Below are 16,138 nucleotides of genomic sequence, written 5' to 3'. Positions count from 1 at the left end.
GTCCGGCGTCCGGCGTCAGACCTTCCTCAAAATCACAGCCGGATTTTCCGCGTACACCACTTGCCAACCGTCCCGCCGTGCCAGCCAGGCGAAGGTCTCTGGTTTCCAGAAACAGACGTGGGTGGGATCCCGCCGGTAGTGCCAGCGAGGAAAGTGAGCGTCGTCGGTAAGCCAGCGGGTCATCAGTCCCAGCCATCCACCGGGGCGCACCAGCTGGGCGAAGCGACGCCACTCAAGATGGGGCCAGTGCAGATGCTCGATCACCTCGGTGCAGGTGATGAAGTCATACTGTCCCGCCAGCACATCGGTTTCCGGACGGTAGAGGGGGTCGTACACCGCCATGGGGAAACCCCGTTCGCCCATCAGGCGGGCCAGCGCGGGGCCCGGGCCGCAGCCATAATCCAATCCTTCGGCGCCGTCCGGTAGCCGTTCGGCCAGTGGTGCCGCCAGTTGATCCAGAAAGCGGCGATAGCCGGCGTCTCCCGGGTTGTTCTGGTGCAGATCGTACTGCGCTTTCTCCTGATCCCGGTCGGGCAACTGGCCCTGATCCAGAAACGTCAGCTGGCAACGGGAGCAGCGCCAATAATCGCGGCCATCGACGCTGGCGAAGGCTCGGCTATCGCTGGCTTGGCACAGGCGGCAGCTTACCTTCACAGCGCCAGCCAGTCGCTCAGAGCACGGTAGGTGCGGGCATCGGAGAGCATGGCCATGTGGCCCATGCCATGAAACAGAGCCCGGGTCAGTTGCGGCGCGTCCGGGTACAGGCGGCGGGCGAGAGCGCTGTCGACACCCACCAGCCAGTCGCCCAGGGGAGCCGGAGTGCGATGCTCGCTCAGGGTGCCGGCCAGAAACAGATGCTGGATGTGCTCGTCCAGCGGTACTTTGCTGCGTGGGCGGGGCGCGTCTTCCGGCAGACCTTGCCACTGTTCCTCGACCACGTAGCCGAAGCGCAAGTCGCGGATACCGTCGGAGCGCAGATTACCCAGCCGCATCAGCGGGCGGGAGTAGGGGGTGACCGCCAGCAGCCGGTTGGCCTGATTACCCACCTGTTCCAGCAAGGCCCCCTGGTGGGGCGAACCGAGGCAAGCCAGGTGCGATACCCGTTCCACCCAGCGGTGGCCATGCTGGCGGGCGTGGTGCACGGCGCTGCGGGCCAGCAGGCCCCCCATGCTGTGTCCGATCAGGATCAGCCGTGGCGGCAGGGGAGTGTGCTCAAGCAGCCGGGACAGGCGGGCGCCATTGTCGGAAATATGACGTCCGGTGTTGTAGCGCAAATAGGCGATATCCGCATTCAAGACACTTTCGAGACGCTGATTGAAACGCTGCTGCGCGGTGTGCTGCCAGCAGCTTTCATTCATGCAAAGGCCGTGCAGATACAAGACCAGAGTATCGCGCCCCGGTTCCGGCCGTGGCGGATGCAGGGTCATTGGCAGAGCGTAGTGGCTGCGCTGGGCGCTGAGCAGCTGGCCAAAGACGCCATTGAGGACACTTTGCAGATCGAGATAACTGACCCGGCGATGAGGATCCGCGGCCAGGGCACCGAGGGCGGCCACCTCGCCGGCGTGGCGCAGGCCCCGGCGCACCGCGCCGTAGACGCGCGGCGCCGGCGCGTAGTCAGCACCGCGCCAGCCCAACGGGTTGGCGATGGCGCCGTGCATGTCTTGTACCACCTGGGTGATTTCACTCCCCATGGCGGTGATCAACTGGGTCAGGCCGCCCAGTTGCCGTCCGATGCGCTTCATTCCTGGTCCTCCGCCAGGAAGCATAGCAAGGGCATCGCGGGCCTCCCAGCGCACATCAGTGACCGTTTGGTCATGATGCCCTTTCTCTTTGCTATACAATGCGCGGCCTCCCTGTCCAACGGAGCCTTTGATGACCCCTGAACAGCAGTTCAGCCGCTGGGTGCGCCGTGCCCTGGTGGTGTTCGCCCTGGTATTCGCTTATGTGGTCTGGATGGACCTGCATGCGCCTTTGACGACCTTGTCGCGGGTGCAGCGTTACGTGGTGCAGGTGGCGCCACAGGTGGCCGGAGAGGTGACCGGCGTGGCGGTGACTAACGGCGACCATGTGAATCAAGGGGATCTGCTGTTCACCGTGGCGGAGCAGGATTACCGGCTGATCATGGATGGCGCGGAACTGCGGGTGGCGGAAGCCGGGCAGGACAACGCCGTGTTATTGGCGGATCTGGCTGGTGCCCGGGCACGTGAGACCAGCGCCCGGGCGACGCTGGAGGAGGCCCGGCGGCAGCGGCAGAGACTGAAGAATCTGTTCGAGGGCGGGGCGGTGTCGCGCCAGGAATGGGAGCAGGGCGAACTGGCGGTGGATAACGCCGAGTCCGAGCTGGAATCGGCCCGCGCCACCATCCGCAGTTTGGAAACCCGTCTGGGCGAGGACAAGGAACACAACCTGGCTCTGGCGCAGGCCATGAACGAGCTGGAAAAGGCACGGCTGGATTGGTCGCGGACCCGCATCACCGCGCCGGTGGCCGGAGTCGTGGACAACCTGCAACTGGAATCGGGGACCTACGCCAGTGCCCGCGAACCGCTGGTCAGTCTGATCGCCGACGCGCCAGTGTGGGTGGCGGCGGATTTCCGAGAAAAGAGCCTGCGCGACGTACATCCTGGTGATCGTGCCGAGATTGTTTTCGATGCCTGGCCGGGGCGGGTCTTCGATGCCCGCGTGCAATCCATGGGCAAAGGGGTGCGCGACGGCCAGGGCGTGCCGGACGGCCAGCTGGCTCAGGTGGAAAACACCGATCGCTGGGTGCGCGATGCGCAACGGGTCCGGGTGCGGCTGGTACTGGAGGGCGGTGACGAGGAACCGCCATTGCGGGTTGGCGCGCGCACCACCGTGCAGCTCTATCCGAGGGACCGGTTGTCGTGGCTTAGTCACGGCTTTGGCTGGTTGCAGATCCGCGTTCTCTCCCTGCTGCACTACCTGTACTGAGCGGGGCCGGTATGACGGCACGTGATGCTCACAGCCTGACTCCGGATCAATTCCGGCAATGTCTGCGTATCAGCCTGGGGTCCCTGATCGGATTTGGCTTCGCCCACCTGACCGAGTGGAGCACCGGTCTGTTTTTTTGCGTTTATCCGGTGCTGTTGCTGGGGATGGTGCCGCGCTTCAGCGCCCATGCCAGTTTGCAGTTCGTGGCCGCGTCGCTGGTCAACGTGCTGGAAGTCTATGTGCTGGCGGGAATGTTCGGTGATCAGCCGCTGTTGATGACGCCTCTGGCCTGGTCTCTGTTCGCGATCCGTTTTTATTGCATGGCCAGCGGGCGCTTTTTCCTGTTCGGCGCCAATGGCTTGGTCTCTTCCAGCGTGCTGTTCCATTTCGCCAGTTATCCGGACATGGATTTCGGTGGCATGGCCAAGGCCAATGTGGCGGCCTCGCTGCTGACGGTGGCGGTGGCCTGGTTGTTGTGCGGTCTGTTTCCGCCGAAGCAGGACGCCGCGCCCCCTTCGCCACCGCAAAAGAGCCCGGAGCAGTTGCGGCACCAGGTATTGCTCGGCTCGACCGTGGCCACCGTCAGTTTCCTGGTCTTCCAGATTTTTGATTTGCGCGACTCTCTATCCGCTCAGGTCACCACCTTGTTGATGTTATTCCCGATGACCTATGCCGGCGCGGTGCAGTATGGTCGTGCACGGGCGATGGGTGTGCTGCTTGGTTGCAATGCCGCGTTGTTGATTCAGTTGCTGTTATACGACTGGTATTCAAACTGGCTGCTGGTCGGCCCACTCTACTGGGTGGCGCTGATGTTTTTTGCCCGACAGCATGTGCGGGAAGGTGTCAGTGGCGTGGGGTTTGCCGGTGCAACCACCATCGCGGTGATTTTCGGGCAGTATTTATTACCAGAGCAGGACGCGATTTATCAGACGTTGTATCGATTCAGCTCCATTACCGTGGCAGTGGTGGTGGCGCTGACGGTCATATATATAGTTCATAAAATGCTCAATTTATTGCCTGCCACCCGTTATACCGTTTCGTAAAATCATCGCGGATATTCGTAAAATCCCCGGAAAACGCCGGACATTTAGCTGACATAAAACGGGGAAAAGCCTAGATTTGCCGCAACGTTCATGGATACGTGCAAGGAGCAATTATGCGTACGTTCAGCAAAGGTTTTGTCGTTGTGTTGTTTGGTGCTCTGCTGGGTCTGGCTGCCTGTGATCAACAGGAAGGCCCAATGGAGGAAGCGGGTGAGAAAGTGGATCAGGCCGTGGACGATATGACCAACGAAGGGACCATGGAAAAAGCCGGCGAGAGCGCCGACGAAACCTGGCAGGATACCAAGGAAGCTGGTCAGGAAGCCCTGGATAAGACCAAGCAAGCCGGTGAGGATGCCTGGAACAAGACCAAGGAAACCGGTGAAGACGTTAAAGACGCGGTTACCGGTGAAAACCAAAACTGATCTTTTCGTTGCAGTCTGAAAACACACCGCCACCCTGGCGGTGTGTTGTTTTTCCGGCGGCGCGCGCGCCGTCGGCAATCTTCTTTTCCCACCGCCGTGGGTGTCATGCCCAACCGATACAATCGGCTACATCCATTCACGCAAACGGCACTGTTTCCCTCTTTGGTGATTCCGGTCGGACTGACTAAAGTTACAACCCGGTTGCGGTGTTTGTGGGTGGTCCGCGAACAGCGCTCCGTTTTCCCCAGTGTGAGGTGGACCCATGGGATGCCAGGAACAGATCGATGCCGGGGGTTACCCCGTCGACCTCGCCCTGTGTGCGATTCAGGGTCGTGTGCAAGCCTTGCGGGAATATCTGGCGGTGTCCCGTTCCATGGGGCGCAACCGGCATGGTCGTGCCAGGGAACTGCGCCGTGACATTCGGCGGTTGCGGGCCTGGGCTTTGTATCTGAGTGAATCGCGGCGGCAGCCCTGGTGGTGGCGCTGGCTGAGCCAGTGCGCGCGCCGCACCACTCCTGCAGCGGGCAGGGTGAGCACCGGCCGCAGCGGGCTGGGGGTAAGAGGCGTGCAACGCCTCAGTGCCTTCAGCGTGGTGGAACGTGCCTACGCCGCCTTGCAGGAGGAATACCAGGGGCGGCTGCTGACGCTGCGTCTGGCGCAATCCCGCCACCCATTATCACACCGTGTCGGCGTAATTGATGAAATGGAGCAGCGCGTCCAGCTGCTCACCTCCATGAGGACTGTGCTGGCTCGCCATCCCGCCGGGGTTGCCCTGGTTTGCTCGGTGGTCAGTCCGGCTCTGCGGATTCGCCACTGGCTGGGGTTGCGCGAAGAGTCCGTGTTCACGGTGCGCCAATGATCGAAACAGGTCCGGTGTTCACTCTGGCCGACATCAAACAGAGCGGCAGCAGTGACGATGAGGCGATGGCACAGGTGTTGCGCTGGTTGGAGAGCGGCCGGGTGCGACAGGTGGCGCCGCCGAGACCGGTGTTTGTCCGTTGCGCGGTCGGCGAAGTGCTGGCGGATGAGCATCTGGCCACGGCCTTGCGGTTGGCATTCCCTTCCCTGGTGATCATCGGGGGCTCGGCATTATGGCGGCATCAGGTCAGCCGTGAGCGCGATGCCCGGCTCGACTGCGCGGTTTCCGAGGAGACCGACGGCTGTGTGTTTTCTTCCGTGCGTTTGCATCGCCGGCCCAGCGAGTGGCTGCGGGAAGTATCCCAGGCCGGCGGCCTGCGTGGACAATGGTTGCGGGTACCGCTGTTGTCGCCGGAGATGGCGGTGGCGGATGCCGCCGCGTTCACTGATGTCTGGGTGCCTGATCAGGGCTCGGTGGATTGGGACAGTCTCGATCCGGAAGCCATAAGCACCGCCCAAAGCATTATGCGTTCCTTGTCCGGGTAATCTGAATCCGCCTCCTCTCCGGTTCGCCCACCTTGACCCTGCCCGAGCTGAAGGGTTATAAATGCGAATCGTTATCATGATTTATTGCCTTTCCCCATGACGCTACTTCTGGTGGTGGTGACCCTGTTGGGCGCCGCCTTGCTTTATTTCTCCGATCGGCAGCAGCGGCTGCTGGCCTTGCCGTTACCGCCGGCGGCCCGCCTCGGCGGGTTGCTGATGGTGGTGGGCGGACTGGCCGGCTGGGCCGCGCATTGGGGCACTGGTGTGGGGCTGTTTACAGGGTTGTGGGTGTTTGCCCTGGGGAGCATGGTGCTGCCGATGATAGTGGGCCATCTGGTGGACGGTTACCGGGCTCAGGGGCGATCCCGATCATGAGGGTGCTGCTTGGAACCGTGCTGGGACTGCCGCTGGCCTTGATGCTCTGCGGTCTGATGGCGGCGATAGTGCCGGTGGACTGGCGGCAATGGCTGGTGCTGTATTTGCTGTTATCCGTGGTCCTGTGGTCGGCACTGATCATGTTGGCCGCGCTGCCCGCCACCCACGGGCGCACCGCAGTCTGGCTGGTGGCCGCCAACGGTGCCGCCTGGATACTGCTGCAGACCACCGGACTTTACGGAGCGGCGGCATGAAAGCGGAGACCCTGCGCAAACACATTGATCTGCACGGTTGGCTGGGCATGCTGGCCGGGCTGGCCCTGTTCGTGGCGTTCTTCGCTGGCGCCCTGAACATGTTTCATGAAGAGTTACATCATTGGCAGGAGCCTTATGTCGCCGAAAGCGGTGGCGGTGAGGGCGACCTCCAGGCGCTGCTGGATCAGGTGCTGGCGGTCACGCCGGAGGCGGCCAAACTGATGTATCTGGTGCCGGGGGATGACCCGGTGGCCCTGTGGCAGGACGCCAATCAGGAATGGCGGTTTGACCATGCCAGTGATTTCAGCGCCGCTGGTGAACGGGTCAAGACGCCGCGTTCGGAGCTGGCTGAGTTCATCAATGAGCTGCACTACAAGCTGGCACTGCCGGTGGTCGGCCTTTATCTGATGGGCATTATCTCGGTGCTGTACGGTGCCGCCCTGATCGGCGGGCTGGTTATCCACTGGCCGAAAATGAAGAAGGAATTCTTTGCTCTGCGGCATCAGGGCAACCTGCGGCGCTATTGGAAGAATCTGCACAATTTGGTCGGTGTCATCAGCTTTCCTTTCCACGCCATCTTCGCCATTACCGGCGCGGCCATGGGCTGTTTCGCATTGCTGGCGCTGGTGGCGGGAACCTTGGTGTTCGGTCCACAGTTGCAAGGGGCCATCACTGAAGCCACCGAAGCCTGGCCAACACCACGGGCCAGCGGCGAAATGGTGGAGATGGCCGGCGTGGCGGCGTACGTGGCCGCCGCCCGGGCTGAGTTGCCGGATCTGCGGGTGGATTGGATCGAGGTTCAGCAGTATGGGGACCGCAATGCGGTGGTGGATGTGGCCGGGTCCGTGCCAGGCTGGATCGCCCATCATGCCCATGTGGTGCTGGCCGGTGATAACGCCCGCACCCTGACTGTCTCCAGCCCCGGTAACCGCCCGTTCAATCACGCCGCTTTGTCACCTGTGTATTCCCTGCACTTCGGTGACTATGGCGGGTTGCTGGTTCGTGGCCTGTATTTCGTTCTCGGCCTGTTGGGGTGTTTGTTGTTCTTCTCCGGCAATGTGATGTGGGCCGAGCGGCGCACCGACCGCCAGGGGCCGAACCGGTCCGCCATCATTATGTTGCGGGTGACACTGGGGGTGACCTTTGGCGTGATGGCGGGGCTCGCGGTGAGTTGTATCGCCAACAAGGTGATCAGCCATTCGCCATGGGCCGGCGCCGTGGCCTGGTCGGAAAAAGGCGCTTTCCTGGCCGTGCTGCTGTTGACCCTGCTGCTTGCCCTGAAGGCGGCGCCACTGGCCATGTGCCGGTGGGGATTACGCGGCTGCATTGCTCTGTACGCTTTGGTTCCCGTGGTGCAGGGCGGTCTGGAAGGCTTTGCGTCCTGGAGTGAGCCTCATATCTACCTGGTCAACATTGCCTTGTGGGCGGTGGCGGCCAGTCTGGCGGCGGTGGAGTGGCTGCGAGTGCGGCGCTTGCGCCGGGCCGGACCCCATCCGCTGTGGGAATCCGCTCCGCCGGCTCCAACCGGTGAGGCCGGTCTGGTCCGTTCCTGACACAAGGGCCTGGCATCAAGGCCAGGGCTGGCGCATCCTGCCTCTTCTGCCGATGGCGAGCGAGGGTCGAAAGCGGATGAATCTGGAACGGGAGTGGGCGAACCTGACGCCCCGTGATGCCATCGCCTTGCAGCGGAATACCGCCACCGCCGTGATCACCGAGGATCAACTGCCCGTGGTGCGTACCGTGGCCGGCGTGGATGTGGGGTTCGAGAACAAACACACCGCCCGGGCGGCGGTGGTGGTGTTGGATGCCGCTACCCTGGAACCGGTGGACCACGCCCTGGCCCGTTTGCCGGTTTCCTTCCCCTATGTGCCAGGTTTGTTGTCCTTCCGCGAGTGTCCCGTGGTCCTGCGGGCGCTGTCGTCGCTGAGCGTGACGCCGGACCTGCTGCTGTGCGATGGTCAGGGCATCGCCCACCCGCGCCGCCTTGGGGTGGCCTCTCACCTTGGCGTATTGACCGGCCTGCCCAGTATTGGCGTGGCGAAAAGCCGCCTGGTCGGTACCCATGATCCGGTGCCGGACCGGCGTGGCGCCTGGGTGCCGCTGCGTGACGGCGACGAAGTGATTGGCGCGGTGCTGCGAACACGGCAAGGGGTCAAGCCGTTGTTCATCTCACCGGGCCATCGTCTGTCACTGGCCACGGCGCTGGAGTGGGTGATGGCCTGTGTCACCCGCTACCGTCTGCCGGAAACCACCCGCTGGGCCGACGGGCTGGCCTCCGATCGCGGCCAACGCTGGCTGGATCGCCTGAAATAGCCTGGCCTGCTAATCTGCCCCTTTGTCCGGCGAAGTGCCGGTATGACCAGGACACGGAATGGAGAGTTGTATGTATTGTCGACCCCGCACTCAATGGCGCTGGATGACGCTGGTGTTGTGTTTGTCATTCGGGAGTGCCGTTGTTCAGGCACAGGAGGCGCGCTATGACGCCCCCAAGGCCGTGGTCGGTCCCTTGCCCTATTTGGGTGTGCACGGGCTGGGTGTGGACGCTGAAGGGCGTTTGTACGCCGGCAGCGTGGTGGGACAATCGCTGAATCGCGTGGACATCAACAGCGGCAAGGTGACGGTGTTTGAAGGGCCGGATGAGGGCATGGCCGACGATGTCGCCTTCGGGCCCGACGGCGAAATGGCCTGGACCTCCTACCTCAGCGGTATTCTGCGCATTCGCGATGCCGAGGGCGAAGTGCGTGACGCCGCCCTGGGGCTGCCCGGCATCAACTCCCTGGCTTATAACGAGGAAGGCCGGTTATTCGCCACCCAGGTGTTCATGGGCGATGCGCTCTACGAAATCGACCGCCAGGGTGAAGCGCCGGTCCGTAAAATCAAGGAAGACATGGGCGGCCTCAATGGTTTTGAATTCGGCGCCGACGGCAAGCTGTACGGGCCGTTGTGGTTCAAGGGCAAAGTGGTTCGGGTGGACGTGGACAGCGGCAAGATGGAAACCGTGGCGCGGGATTTTCAGGTTCCCGCGGCAGTGAATTTCGATGCCGACGGCGGGCTCTACGTGGTGGACACCAAAACCGGTGAACTGGTGCGCGTCGATGTGGACAGCGGCGCCAAAACCACGGTGGCCACGCTGAAGCCGGCCCTGGATAACCTGGCCGTGGACGATAAACGCAAGCGCATCTATGTCTCCAATATGGCGGACAACTCGATCCAGGAAGTGGATCCGGAAAGCGGCAAGGTCCGCACTCTGGTGAGTTCGGATCTGGCCGCCCCGGCAGGGCTTTCGGTGGTCGGTGACGACATCTACATCGCCGATGTGTTCGCCTTGCGCCGCTATGCGGTGGGTGAAGGCAAGGTGCACGAACTGGCGCGGGTATGGGGCTCGGACCTGGAATACCCGATGAACATCTGGGCGGATCAGGACACCGTGGTCACCGCCAGCTGGGCCGCCGGCGTGGTGCAGGAATTCGACCGGCACAGTGGTGAATTGAAGCGCTCCCTGCATGAGTTCAAGGCGCCGCACGATGTGGTCCGCCTTGACGATGGCAGTTTACTGGTGGCCGAACTGGCCAACGGCAATCTGGTGCGGGTGGCCGGCAAGGAAGGTAAAAAACGGGATGTGGTGGTGGAGGACCTGGAAGGGCCGGCCGGCTTGTCCCTGAGCAAGGACGGCTCGACGCTGTATGTCGCCGATGCCGGCGGCAATCTGTGGGCGTTCAATACCGAGGACTGGTCCCGTCGCCTGATCCGTGATGACCTGACCTTGCCGGAAGGCATCGATCTGACCCGGGAGGGCAAGCTGCTGGTGATGGAAGTGGGCAAGCGCCGTTTGCTGGAAGTGGACCCGGTCCGGGGCGACCAGCGAGTGTTGGCGGAGGAACTGCCGGTGGGGTTGCCCCAGCTTCAGGGCTTGCCGCCCACCGGCGTGTTCAATGATGTGGTGGAGGCCGCCAACGGCGATCTCTACTTCAGTGCCGACCGCAAGGGCGGCCTGTATCGTATGAAACGGCGCTGAGGGCAAGGATTACATCGCCTGGCCGTTTCCATGAACCTCGACTACAAAGCCGCTGTGGAAAGCTTGCTTGCAAGCGAATGGCCGACGGCCCGGGGGCGTTCGCGGCCAAGGCCGCTTCCCACAGCGGCTTCGTGGGAACCACTGAATTCATGTTTCCAAGGCCGGTAAACAGGCTTTGGGTGTGGCACGCCAGCAACTTGCGGAACATCAATGGCCCCCGGACCATTGATGTTCCTGTTCAAACAAGCGGATCAGTTCTTCTTGCGGGGCAGGGTGAGCCAGTCATTGGGGCTGGGGGCGCTGCCCGAGGTGGTCTCAACCACGGACAGACCTTCACCAACCCACTGAGTCACTTTCACCTTGCCGGCAACGGCGCCGGGCCGCCAACCGATCACCTGACCGGACGGCGCCTGGATGGCTTGTCCCGGCTGCCGCACCTCCAGTTCGGTGCCCAGTGCCAGCCCGTTGCGGCGGCCGGCGGGGATATAAACATGGCCGTCACCGCCGTCGAAAGCCCGTACTGACCAGCGGGCGCTGTCAGCGCGGGCGGCCAGCTCATCCAGCAGGGCGTCGGCGCCGCCGTTGCCATCCGTTCCGAGGGTCACCGTGGAGACACCGTCACGGGTGGTATCACGCAGGGAAACCTGTAATTGATTCTGACCCGCGGGAATCACTTCCACCAACAGGCGCACGCCCGGGTAGCTGGTCAGACCGTCAAGGCAGCTTTCGCTTTGCAATGGTGCATTGCCGCAACCCTGGGTATTACTGAGAGCGTCGCGCAGGGTGCCGGTGGGTACGATCACGAAGCCATGTTCCGGAGCGCCTTCGATGAGGGTGTTCCAGAAGGCATCGGCACTGCCGAGCTGGCCCTGTACCAGCACGCCGACATTATTGAGGGGTTCGTCGCGATGTTGGAATGCGGTGACGGCACCCTGTTCACTGGCGTCGCGTTCCCAGAACGGCGTCTTCCATTCCGGTTTGGGCGTGTTGAGCTCGGTCGGAGAATCGACCATTGCCAGTGCGTTTTCAGTGTCCAGGTTCTGGTTGGCGCAGCCGCTGACAAAGGCGGCCGCCAGGAGACCAAGCAGGGCTCGACGGGGGCTGTTATTCATGGATGTTTCCGTTTCTACCGCATTGAGGGGGCGGGTCGGAACTGGCCGGCCCGGACGTCCCTTGGAGTTTGCGCAACTGAAGAGGGAGTGTCCAGTGTCAGACTCTCCGACCCGAACGAAAAAAGCGCCGCGTACCAGCGGAAATGGCACGATCCGCGGGTGACGCGACGAGAGGCGGACAACAGGGCGAAGGGACCCTCATGCCGCGCGGTATGGTGCAGCGAATCCAAGCGGATTCCAGGAGGGCGGTCCATCCTGGACTGCCCTAACCACACGGAACTGGGAGCTTAGAAATTGACGGTCATATTCAGGCTGGCGGCCTTCACATCGTCGTCGGCGAAAGCCGCCGAGGGCAAAGGACCGACCAGGCCGTTGCTGGACAACACGCCGGCTTTGTTCTCTTCCAGCATACCCACGGACAGCCAGGTTCTCAGGGTTTTGTTGACCTGATAGCTGAATTGCAGGTCATAGAACATGCTGTCGTCGTCGACGACGCTGTTGTCCACCGATAGCTGGCCCACGGCGCCGGTAACGGCGAACTTGTCGGTGAGATTCCAGGTCAGTTTGCCGGCGATCACTTCCTCATCGTAGCCTTTGACCCCGAGTGTGCCACCCATGCGATACATACTGGTGGGACTTTGAGTGGAATCAGGGTTGTTGTTGATCAGGCTGGAGTAGGTGTCGAAGCCGGGGGAAATCAAACCGCCGTCCTTGGACATGATGTACTGCAGTCCCCAGTCCACGACACCGGCGTCGCCTTCAAGGCGTAGATAGCCGGACGGGGACTGATCGGTGAAGAACTGGTCGTCCACGCCATTTTCCACGTTGCCGTTGGTGAAGTAGTTGAAGCCCAAGGTGGCCTTGGCGACATCACCGAGGCCGCCGCTGACATAACCGGAGAACAGGGTGACGTTGTTGAGTACATAGGGCGCGGCTCCGCCGCCGGGGTGTGGGGTCATCCCTTCGTAGTTGTTCATCCACTGCACGTAGACCAGGCCAGCGGTCCAGTTGTCGGTGATCTTGCTGGTGATACCCAGCGTGGTCATATCACCGTTGTCCTGGTTGGCGAAAGGCGTGGAGTCCTGGCGGCGATCATAAAGTGCCACCAGCGTGGTCTTCTTGCTCAGGGGCTGAATCATCAGGACCCGGTCACGGCGGTCGTCACACACCAGGAAGCAGTTATTGTAACTGGTGGCCTGCCGGCCCACGCGGAAGATGGTGTGACCCACTGGAATCTGCACATAGCCGAGATCCAGGCGCACATTGTCGCCGCGGCTGCCGGTGTTGAAAGCCTGATCATTGGCGGGAGAGGCGGCGCCGTGACTGTCACCGACCCAACGGTCACCGGCCAGCTCCACACTGGTGTAGACGGAGATGCCGGTGTCTTCATCCAGGAAGTTGGCTTTTACCCGGATCAGATGACCGAAGCCGGTATCCGTGTCCGACGTGCCAGGGGTGCCGGTGTCAAAAGCGTCGGAAGTAACGCCGAACGCGGTGGCGCGGTATTCCATACCGAAATCGGTTTTCAGTGCCATGGCGGAAGACGACATCAGGGTGCCGAGGCCGATGGCGGAGCCGATCGCGGCGGCCTTAATACTTTTTCGGAGTTGATTTGAAGGGGTGCTGGTGCTCAGCGGTGTATTTTGTTTTTCGGTCCACTTAAATGCCATTGTTGTTGCCCTTTATTGTTCGAAGTTTATTGGTATCCGGGAACTTCGGATGGCGTCGATGCGCCATGGCGACCACACCCGGTTTTTATTTGTACCCGTGTGCCAATCCCCGATGTCCCTCGCGCCCTTCCGAAGGCAGTTTCTCCCGAGTGAGCCCGTCTTATTCTGGAGGGCTCTTAATTGCCAGAGCGTATTTCTGGTTAAACGTATTAATACGCGCCGGTCAGCTTATCTTTCCCTTCATGGAGAAACGGTAACAATCGTCGTTTCCGACGAGATGTGAAATTTATACTAATTGGGATGTTTCTAATTTTTAGTCGGGATAAAAAGACTGAGTTACGGGTTAATAAAATTATTATTTAAAATGTGGAACGATTGTTCTATTGATATAAAAATAGAAAGGAAAATACTTAGATATATAAACCAAGTTGAATTAAACAATAATGATGAGGTGAGGGATGTTTTGGGAGCGACCGGGAATGGGGATATTCATCCTTCCCGGAGAGGACTGATCGTGTGCTGGCGCACGGGTATCCCCCGTGGAAAGCGGCCTAGAGGTGTCAGGATTGGCGCGGAGGAGGGCTCTGTGGATCCTGAAACGGCAGAGGAAAATGGAAGCCGGAAGGGGCTCTGAGGCTATCGCCGGCGGGGCAATATCAGCGCGGGCGGGGAGAAGGCAAAAGAAAAGGGGCGGCTGAGGCCGCCCCTTTCCAGAGGGTTACTGATTGGGAAAACAATCAGAAGTTCACGGTCATGTTCAGGCTGGCGGCTTTCACGTCGTCGTCGGCGAAGGTGTTCATTCCCGACAGAGAGCCAATCAGGCCATTGCCGGACAGGGTTCCGGCCTTGTTTTTTTCCAGCATGCCCACGGACAACCAGGTACGCAGCGCCTTGTTGACCTGGTAGGCGAACTGCAGGTCGTAGACCATGCTGTCGTCATCGGCATCGATCAGCGCATTGTCCACGGACAGTTGGCCCACGGCGCCGGTTACGGCGAACTTGTCGGTGACGTTCCAGGTGAGCTTACCGATCACCAGATCCTCATCGTAGTCCTTCACGCCCAAGGTGCCGCCCATGCGGTACATGCTGGTGGCGCTTTGGGTTGCGTCGGGGTTGCTGTTGATCAGGCTGGAGTAGGTATCAAAACCGGGTGCGATCAGGCCGCCGTCGCGTGCAGTCACGTACTGGACACCCCAGTTCATCGGACCAACATCACCTTCCAGACGGAAGTAACCGGACGGAGACTGGTCAGTGAAGTATTGCTCGTCCGCCGCGCCTTCCACTTTGCCGTCGCTGAAGTGGTTGAAGCCCAGGGTGGCCTTGGCCACGTCGCCCAGGCCGCCGGTCACGTAACCGGATACCAGGTTGACGCCGTTCAGTGCGTAGGGGGTTGGCGTATAAGCCACGGTGCCGTCGTAGTTGTCCATCCACTTAACGAACAGCAGGCCGGCATTCCAGCTTTCGCTCAGCTTGCCGGTAACGCCCAGCAGGACCATGTCGCCGTTGTCCTGGTTGGCGAACGTATTGGTGTCGGCGCGACGGTCGTAGCCAAGCACCATGGTGGTGGTCTTGTTCAGAGGCTGAATCATCAGCACCCGGTCACGGCGATCGTCACACGTCAGGAAGCAGTTGTTGTAACTGGTGGCCTGCCGGCCCACGCGAAAGATGGTGTGGCCCACCGGAATCTGCACATAGCCCAGATCCAGACGGACATTGTCGCCACGGCTGCTGGTATTGAAACCCTGGGGATTGGTGGTGCCGTATTTGCGGTCGTCACCGGTCCAGCGGTCGCCGGCCAGCTCCACGCTGGTGTAGACGGAGATGCCGGTGTCTTCGTCGAGGAAGTTGGCTTTGACGCGAATCAGGTGGCCAATACCGTTATCCGTCTCGGAGGTGCCGGAGCCGCCATCGAAGGCGTCTGATTGTACCGCGAAGGCGGTAGCGCGGTATTCCATGCCGAAATCGGTTTTCAGTGCCATGGCCGGAGCCGACATCAGGGTGCCGAGACCGATGGCGGAGCCGATAGCGGCGGCTTTGATGCTGGTGCGGAGTTGGGAACGGGCAGGACTAGCCTGACCCCCTTCGTGATTGCTGGTCCACTTAAGTGCCATTGTTATTCGTCCTGTGTTCTTCGAAGTTTATTGATAGAGGGGTCGCTGTTTTGATTTATGACCCCAGGCCTCCCTTCGCCCTTCCGAAGGCAGTTTCTCCCGAGAGAGGACCTCCATCCCGGAGGCACCCTAGAAGACGTGCAAGTATACCCGTTTCGCAGGCATTAATGGGGAACGGGCGTACTCCCTGTCGACGATATGGTTGTCTCTGTGACCGAATGGTAACAATCGTCGGTTTCGACGAAATGCCTGGAGCGCCCGAAGCCCCTTGCCTTCGCGCTTTTCCCCCGCGCGTGAAGAAGGGCGACGTTTCGATGTTAAGCGGCTTTCGGGGGCTTCGCGAACCCCTCCTTAAGTCGCATGTTCATGTGAATAATTCTTCCAAAACAAGGGGTTGCATGCGAGTGGCTATGAACTGAAGTGTTTTGCGCCGTTTGTTGACGGTGTCGCCTGTTGTCGCGAGCGGGTGTTCACTGGCTGATGAGTTTCATGGAAAAGGCGAAATGAAAAGAGGAGGGGGCGACGAAAAGAATTTCCAAATATGTCACGCCAGGACGAAATTGGTCGAAAATTGAGCAAAAAGCAAAGGGCATAACATATTGTTGGGAAGAAAAAATCGTCCATACCGATAAGAATTATTTCAAAATAAAACCAAGAAATCGGTAAGTAAGCACGCACACTTAAAGAAGACCTCTGGAAAGCGGATAGATTCCCCGCCTTGAAGGCAAATCGTCGCTTCGGACGACGAGTCTTTCCCGTTCGCCCCCTAACAATGGAAAGAGAAGA

General features: G+C 60.9%; 15 protein-coding genes. 10 read left to right on the top strand and 5 right to left on the bottom strand.

From position 1 onward, the window contains the following. Nucleotides 1-15: 15 nt before the first annotated feature. Nucleotides 16-654, bottom strand: coding sequence for a class I SAM-dependent methyltransferase (locus tag A6D6_RS13190; protein ID WP_166642971.1), 639 nt, complete (start codon nucleotides 652-654; stop codon nucleotides 16-18). After that, nucleotides 651-1,742: an alpha/beta fold hydrolase gene (locus A6D6_RS13185; RefSeq protein WP_159660980.1), complete on the bottom strand. Its 1,092-nt coding sequence runs from the start codon at nucleotides 1,740-1,742 to the stop codon at nucleotides 651-653. The genes A6D6_RS13190 and A6D6_RS13185 overlap by 4 nt, the downstream gene beginning before the upstream one ends. Before the next feature lie 130 nt (nucleotides 1,743-1,872). On the opposite strand from A6D6_RS13185, the gene A6D6_RS13180 reads away from it, so the two are divergent. From A6D6_RS13180 to A6D6_RS13135, 10 genes are all read left to right on the top strand, one after another. After that, nucleotides 1,873-2,946, top strand: a complete 1,074-nt coding sequence (locus tag A6D6_RS13180; RefSeq protein ID WP_133489832.1) for an HlyD family secretion protein — start codon at nucleotides 1,873-1,875, stop codon at nucleotides 2,944-2,946. A gap of 11 nt (nucleotides 2,947-2,957) precedes the next feature. Then, nucleotides 2,958-3,989: a DUF2955 domain-containing protein gene (locus tag A6D6_RS13175; protein WP_133489833.1), complete on the top strand. Its 1,032-nt coding sequence runs from the start codon at nucleotides 2,958-2,960 to the stop codon at nucleotides 3,987-3,989. A 113-nt stretch (nucleotides 3,990-4,102) separates the two neighbouring features. Next, nucleotides 4,103-4,411, top strand: a complete 309-nt coding sequence (locus tag A6D6_RS13170; protein ID WP_133489834.1) for a hypothetical protein — start codon at nucleotides 4,103-4,105, stop codon at nucleotides 4,409-4,411. A gap of 262 nt (nucleotides 4,412-4,673) precedes the next feature. Further along, nucleotides 4,674-5,270 carry a hypothetical protein gene (locus tag A6D6_RS13165; RefSeq protein WP_133489835.1) on the top strand — a complete coding sequence of 199 codons (597 nt, stop codon included), beginning with the start codon at nucleotides 4,674-4,676 and terminating at the stop codon, nucleotides 5,268-5,270. Then, a complete protein-coding gene (locus A6D6_RS13160; protein ID WP_133489836.1) occupies nucleotides 5,267-5,815 on the top strand; it encodes a hypothetical protein in 549 nt (182 codons plus the stop codon). Before A6D6_RS13165 ends, A6D6_RS13160 begins: the two co-directional genes overlap by 4 nt. 96 nt (nucleotides 5,816-5,911) lie before the next feature. Next, on the top strand, nucleotides 5,912-6,190 hold the full coding sequence (locus tag A6D6_RS13155) for a hypothetical protein (RefSeq protein WP_159660979.1): 279 nt from the start codon (nucleotides 5,912-5,914) through the stop codon (nucleotides 6,188-6,190). Next, complete coding sequence (locus tag A6D6_RS13150; RefSeq protein ID WP_159660978.1) at nucleotides 6,187-6,444, top strand: hypothetical protein; 258 nt, start codon at nucleotides 6,187-6,189, stop codon at nucleotides 6,442-6,444. The genes A6D6_RS13155 and A6D6_RS13150 overlap by 4 nt, the downstream gene beginning before the upstream one ends. Further along, nucleotides 6,441-7,997, top strand: coding sequence for a PepSY-associated TM helix domain-containing protein (locus A6D6_RS13145; RefSeq protein WP_159660977.1), 1,557 nt, complete (start codon nucleotides 6,441-6,443; stop codon nucleotides 7,995-7,997). The genes A6D6_RS13150 and A6D6_RS13145 overlap by 4 nt, the downstream gene beginning before the upstream one ends. A gap of 76 nt (nucleotides 7,998-8,073) precedes the next feature. Beyond that, nucleotides 8,074-8,757, top strand: coding sequence for a deoxyribonuclease V (gene nfi, locus A6D6_RS13140; protein ID WP_159660976.1), 684 nt, complete (start codon nucleotides 8,074-8,076; stop codon nucleotides 8,755-8,757). Nucleotides 8,758-8,827: 70 nt separating this feature from the next. After that, nucleotides 8,828-10,459, top strand: a complete 1,632-nt coding sequence (locus A6D6_RS13135; protein ID WP_159660975.1) for an SMP-30/gluconolactonase/LRE family protein — start codon at nucleotides 8,828-8,830, stop codon at nucleotides 10,457-10,459. Nucleotides 10,460-10,710: 251 nt separating this feature from the next. Here the strand turns inward: A6D6_RS13135 and A6D6_RS13130 are convergent, their stop codons facing one another. The 3 genes from A6D6_RS13130 to A6D6_RS13120 all read right to left on the bottom strand — a co-directional run bounded on the left by A6D6_RS13130 (nucleotide 10,711) and on the right by A6D6_RS13120 (nucleotide 15,352). Continuing rightward, entirely contained in the window at nucleotides 10,711-11,571 is an 861-nt protein-coding gene (locus A6D6_RS13130) for a hypothetical protein (protein ID WP_159660974.1), read from the bottom strand. Nucleotides 11,572-11,858: 287 nt separating this feature from the next. Beyond that, the gene (locus A6D6_RS13125; RefSeq protein ID WP_055100379.1) at nucleotides 11,859-13,241 is read right to left on the bottom strand and encodes a hypothetical protein; all 1,383 of its coding nucleotides are present in this window, start codon (nucleotides 13,239-13,241) and stop codon (nucleotides 11,859-11,861) included. Nucleotides 13,242-13,978: 737 nt separating this feature from the next. Beyond that, the gene (locus A6D6_RS13120) at nucleotides 13,979-15,352 is read right to left on the bottom strand and encodes a hypothetical protein (protein ID WP_055100380.1); all 1,374 of its coding nucleotides are present in this window, start codon (nucleotides 15,350-15,352) and stop codon (nucleotides 13,979-13,981) included. Nucleotides 15,353-16,138 lie beyond the last annotated feature (786 nt).

It is taken from the genome of Alcanivorax xiamenensis (assembly GCF_009846745.1).
GTDB lineage: Bacteria > Pseudomonadota > Gammaproteobacteria > Pseudomonadales > Alcanivoracaceae > Alloalcanivorax > Alloalcanivorax xiamenensis.
This window is presented reverse-complemented; position numbering and strand designations above follow the sequence as displayed.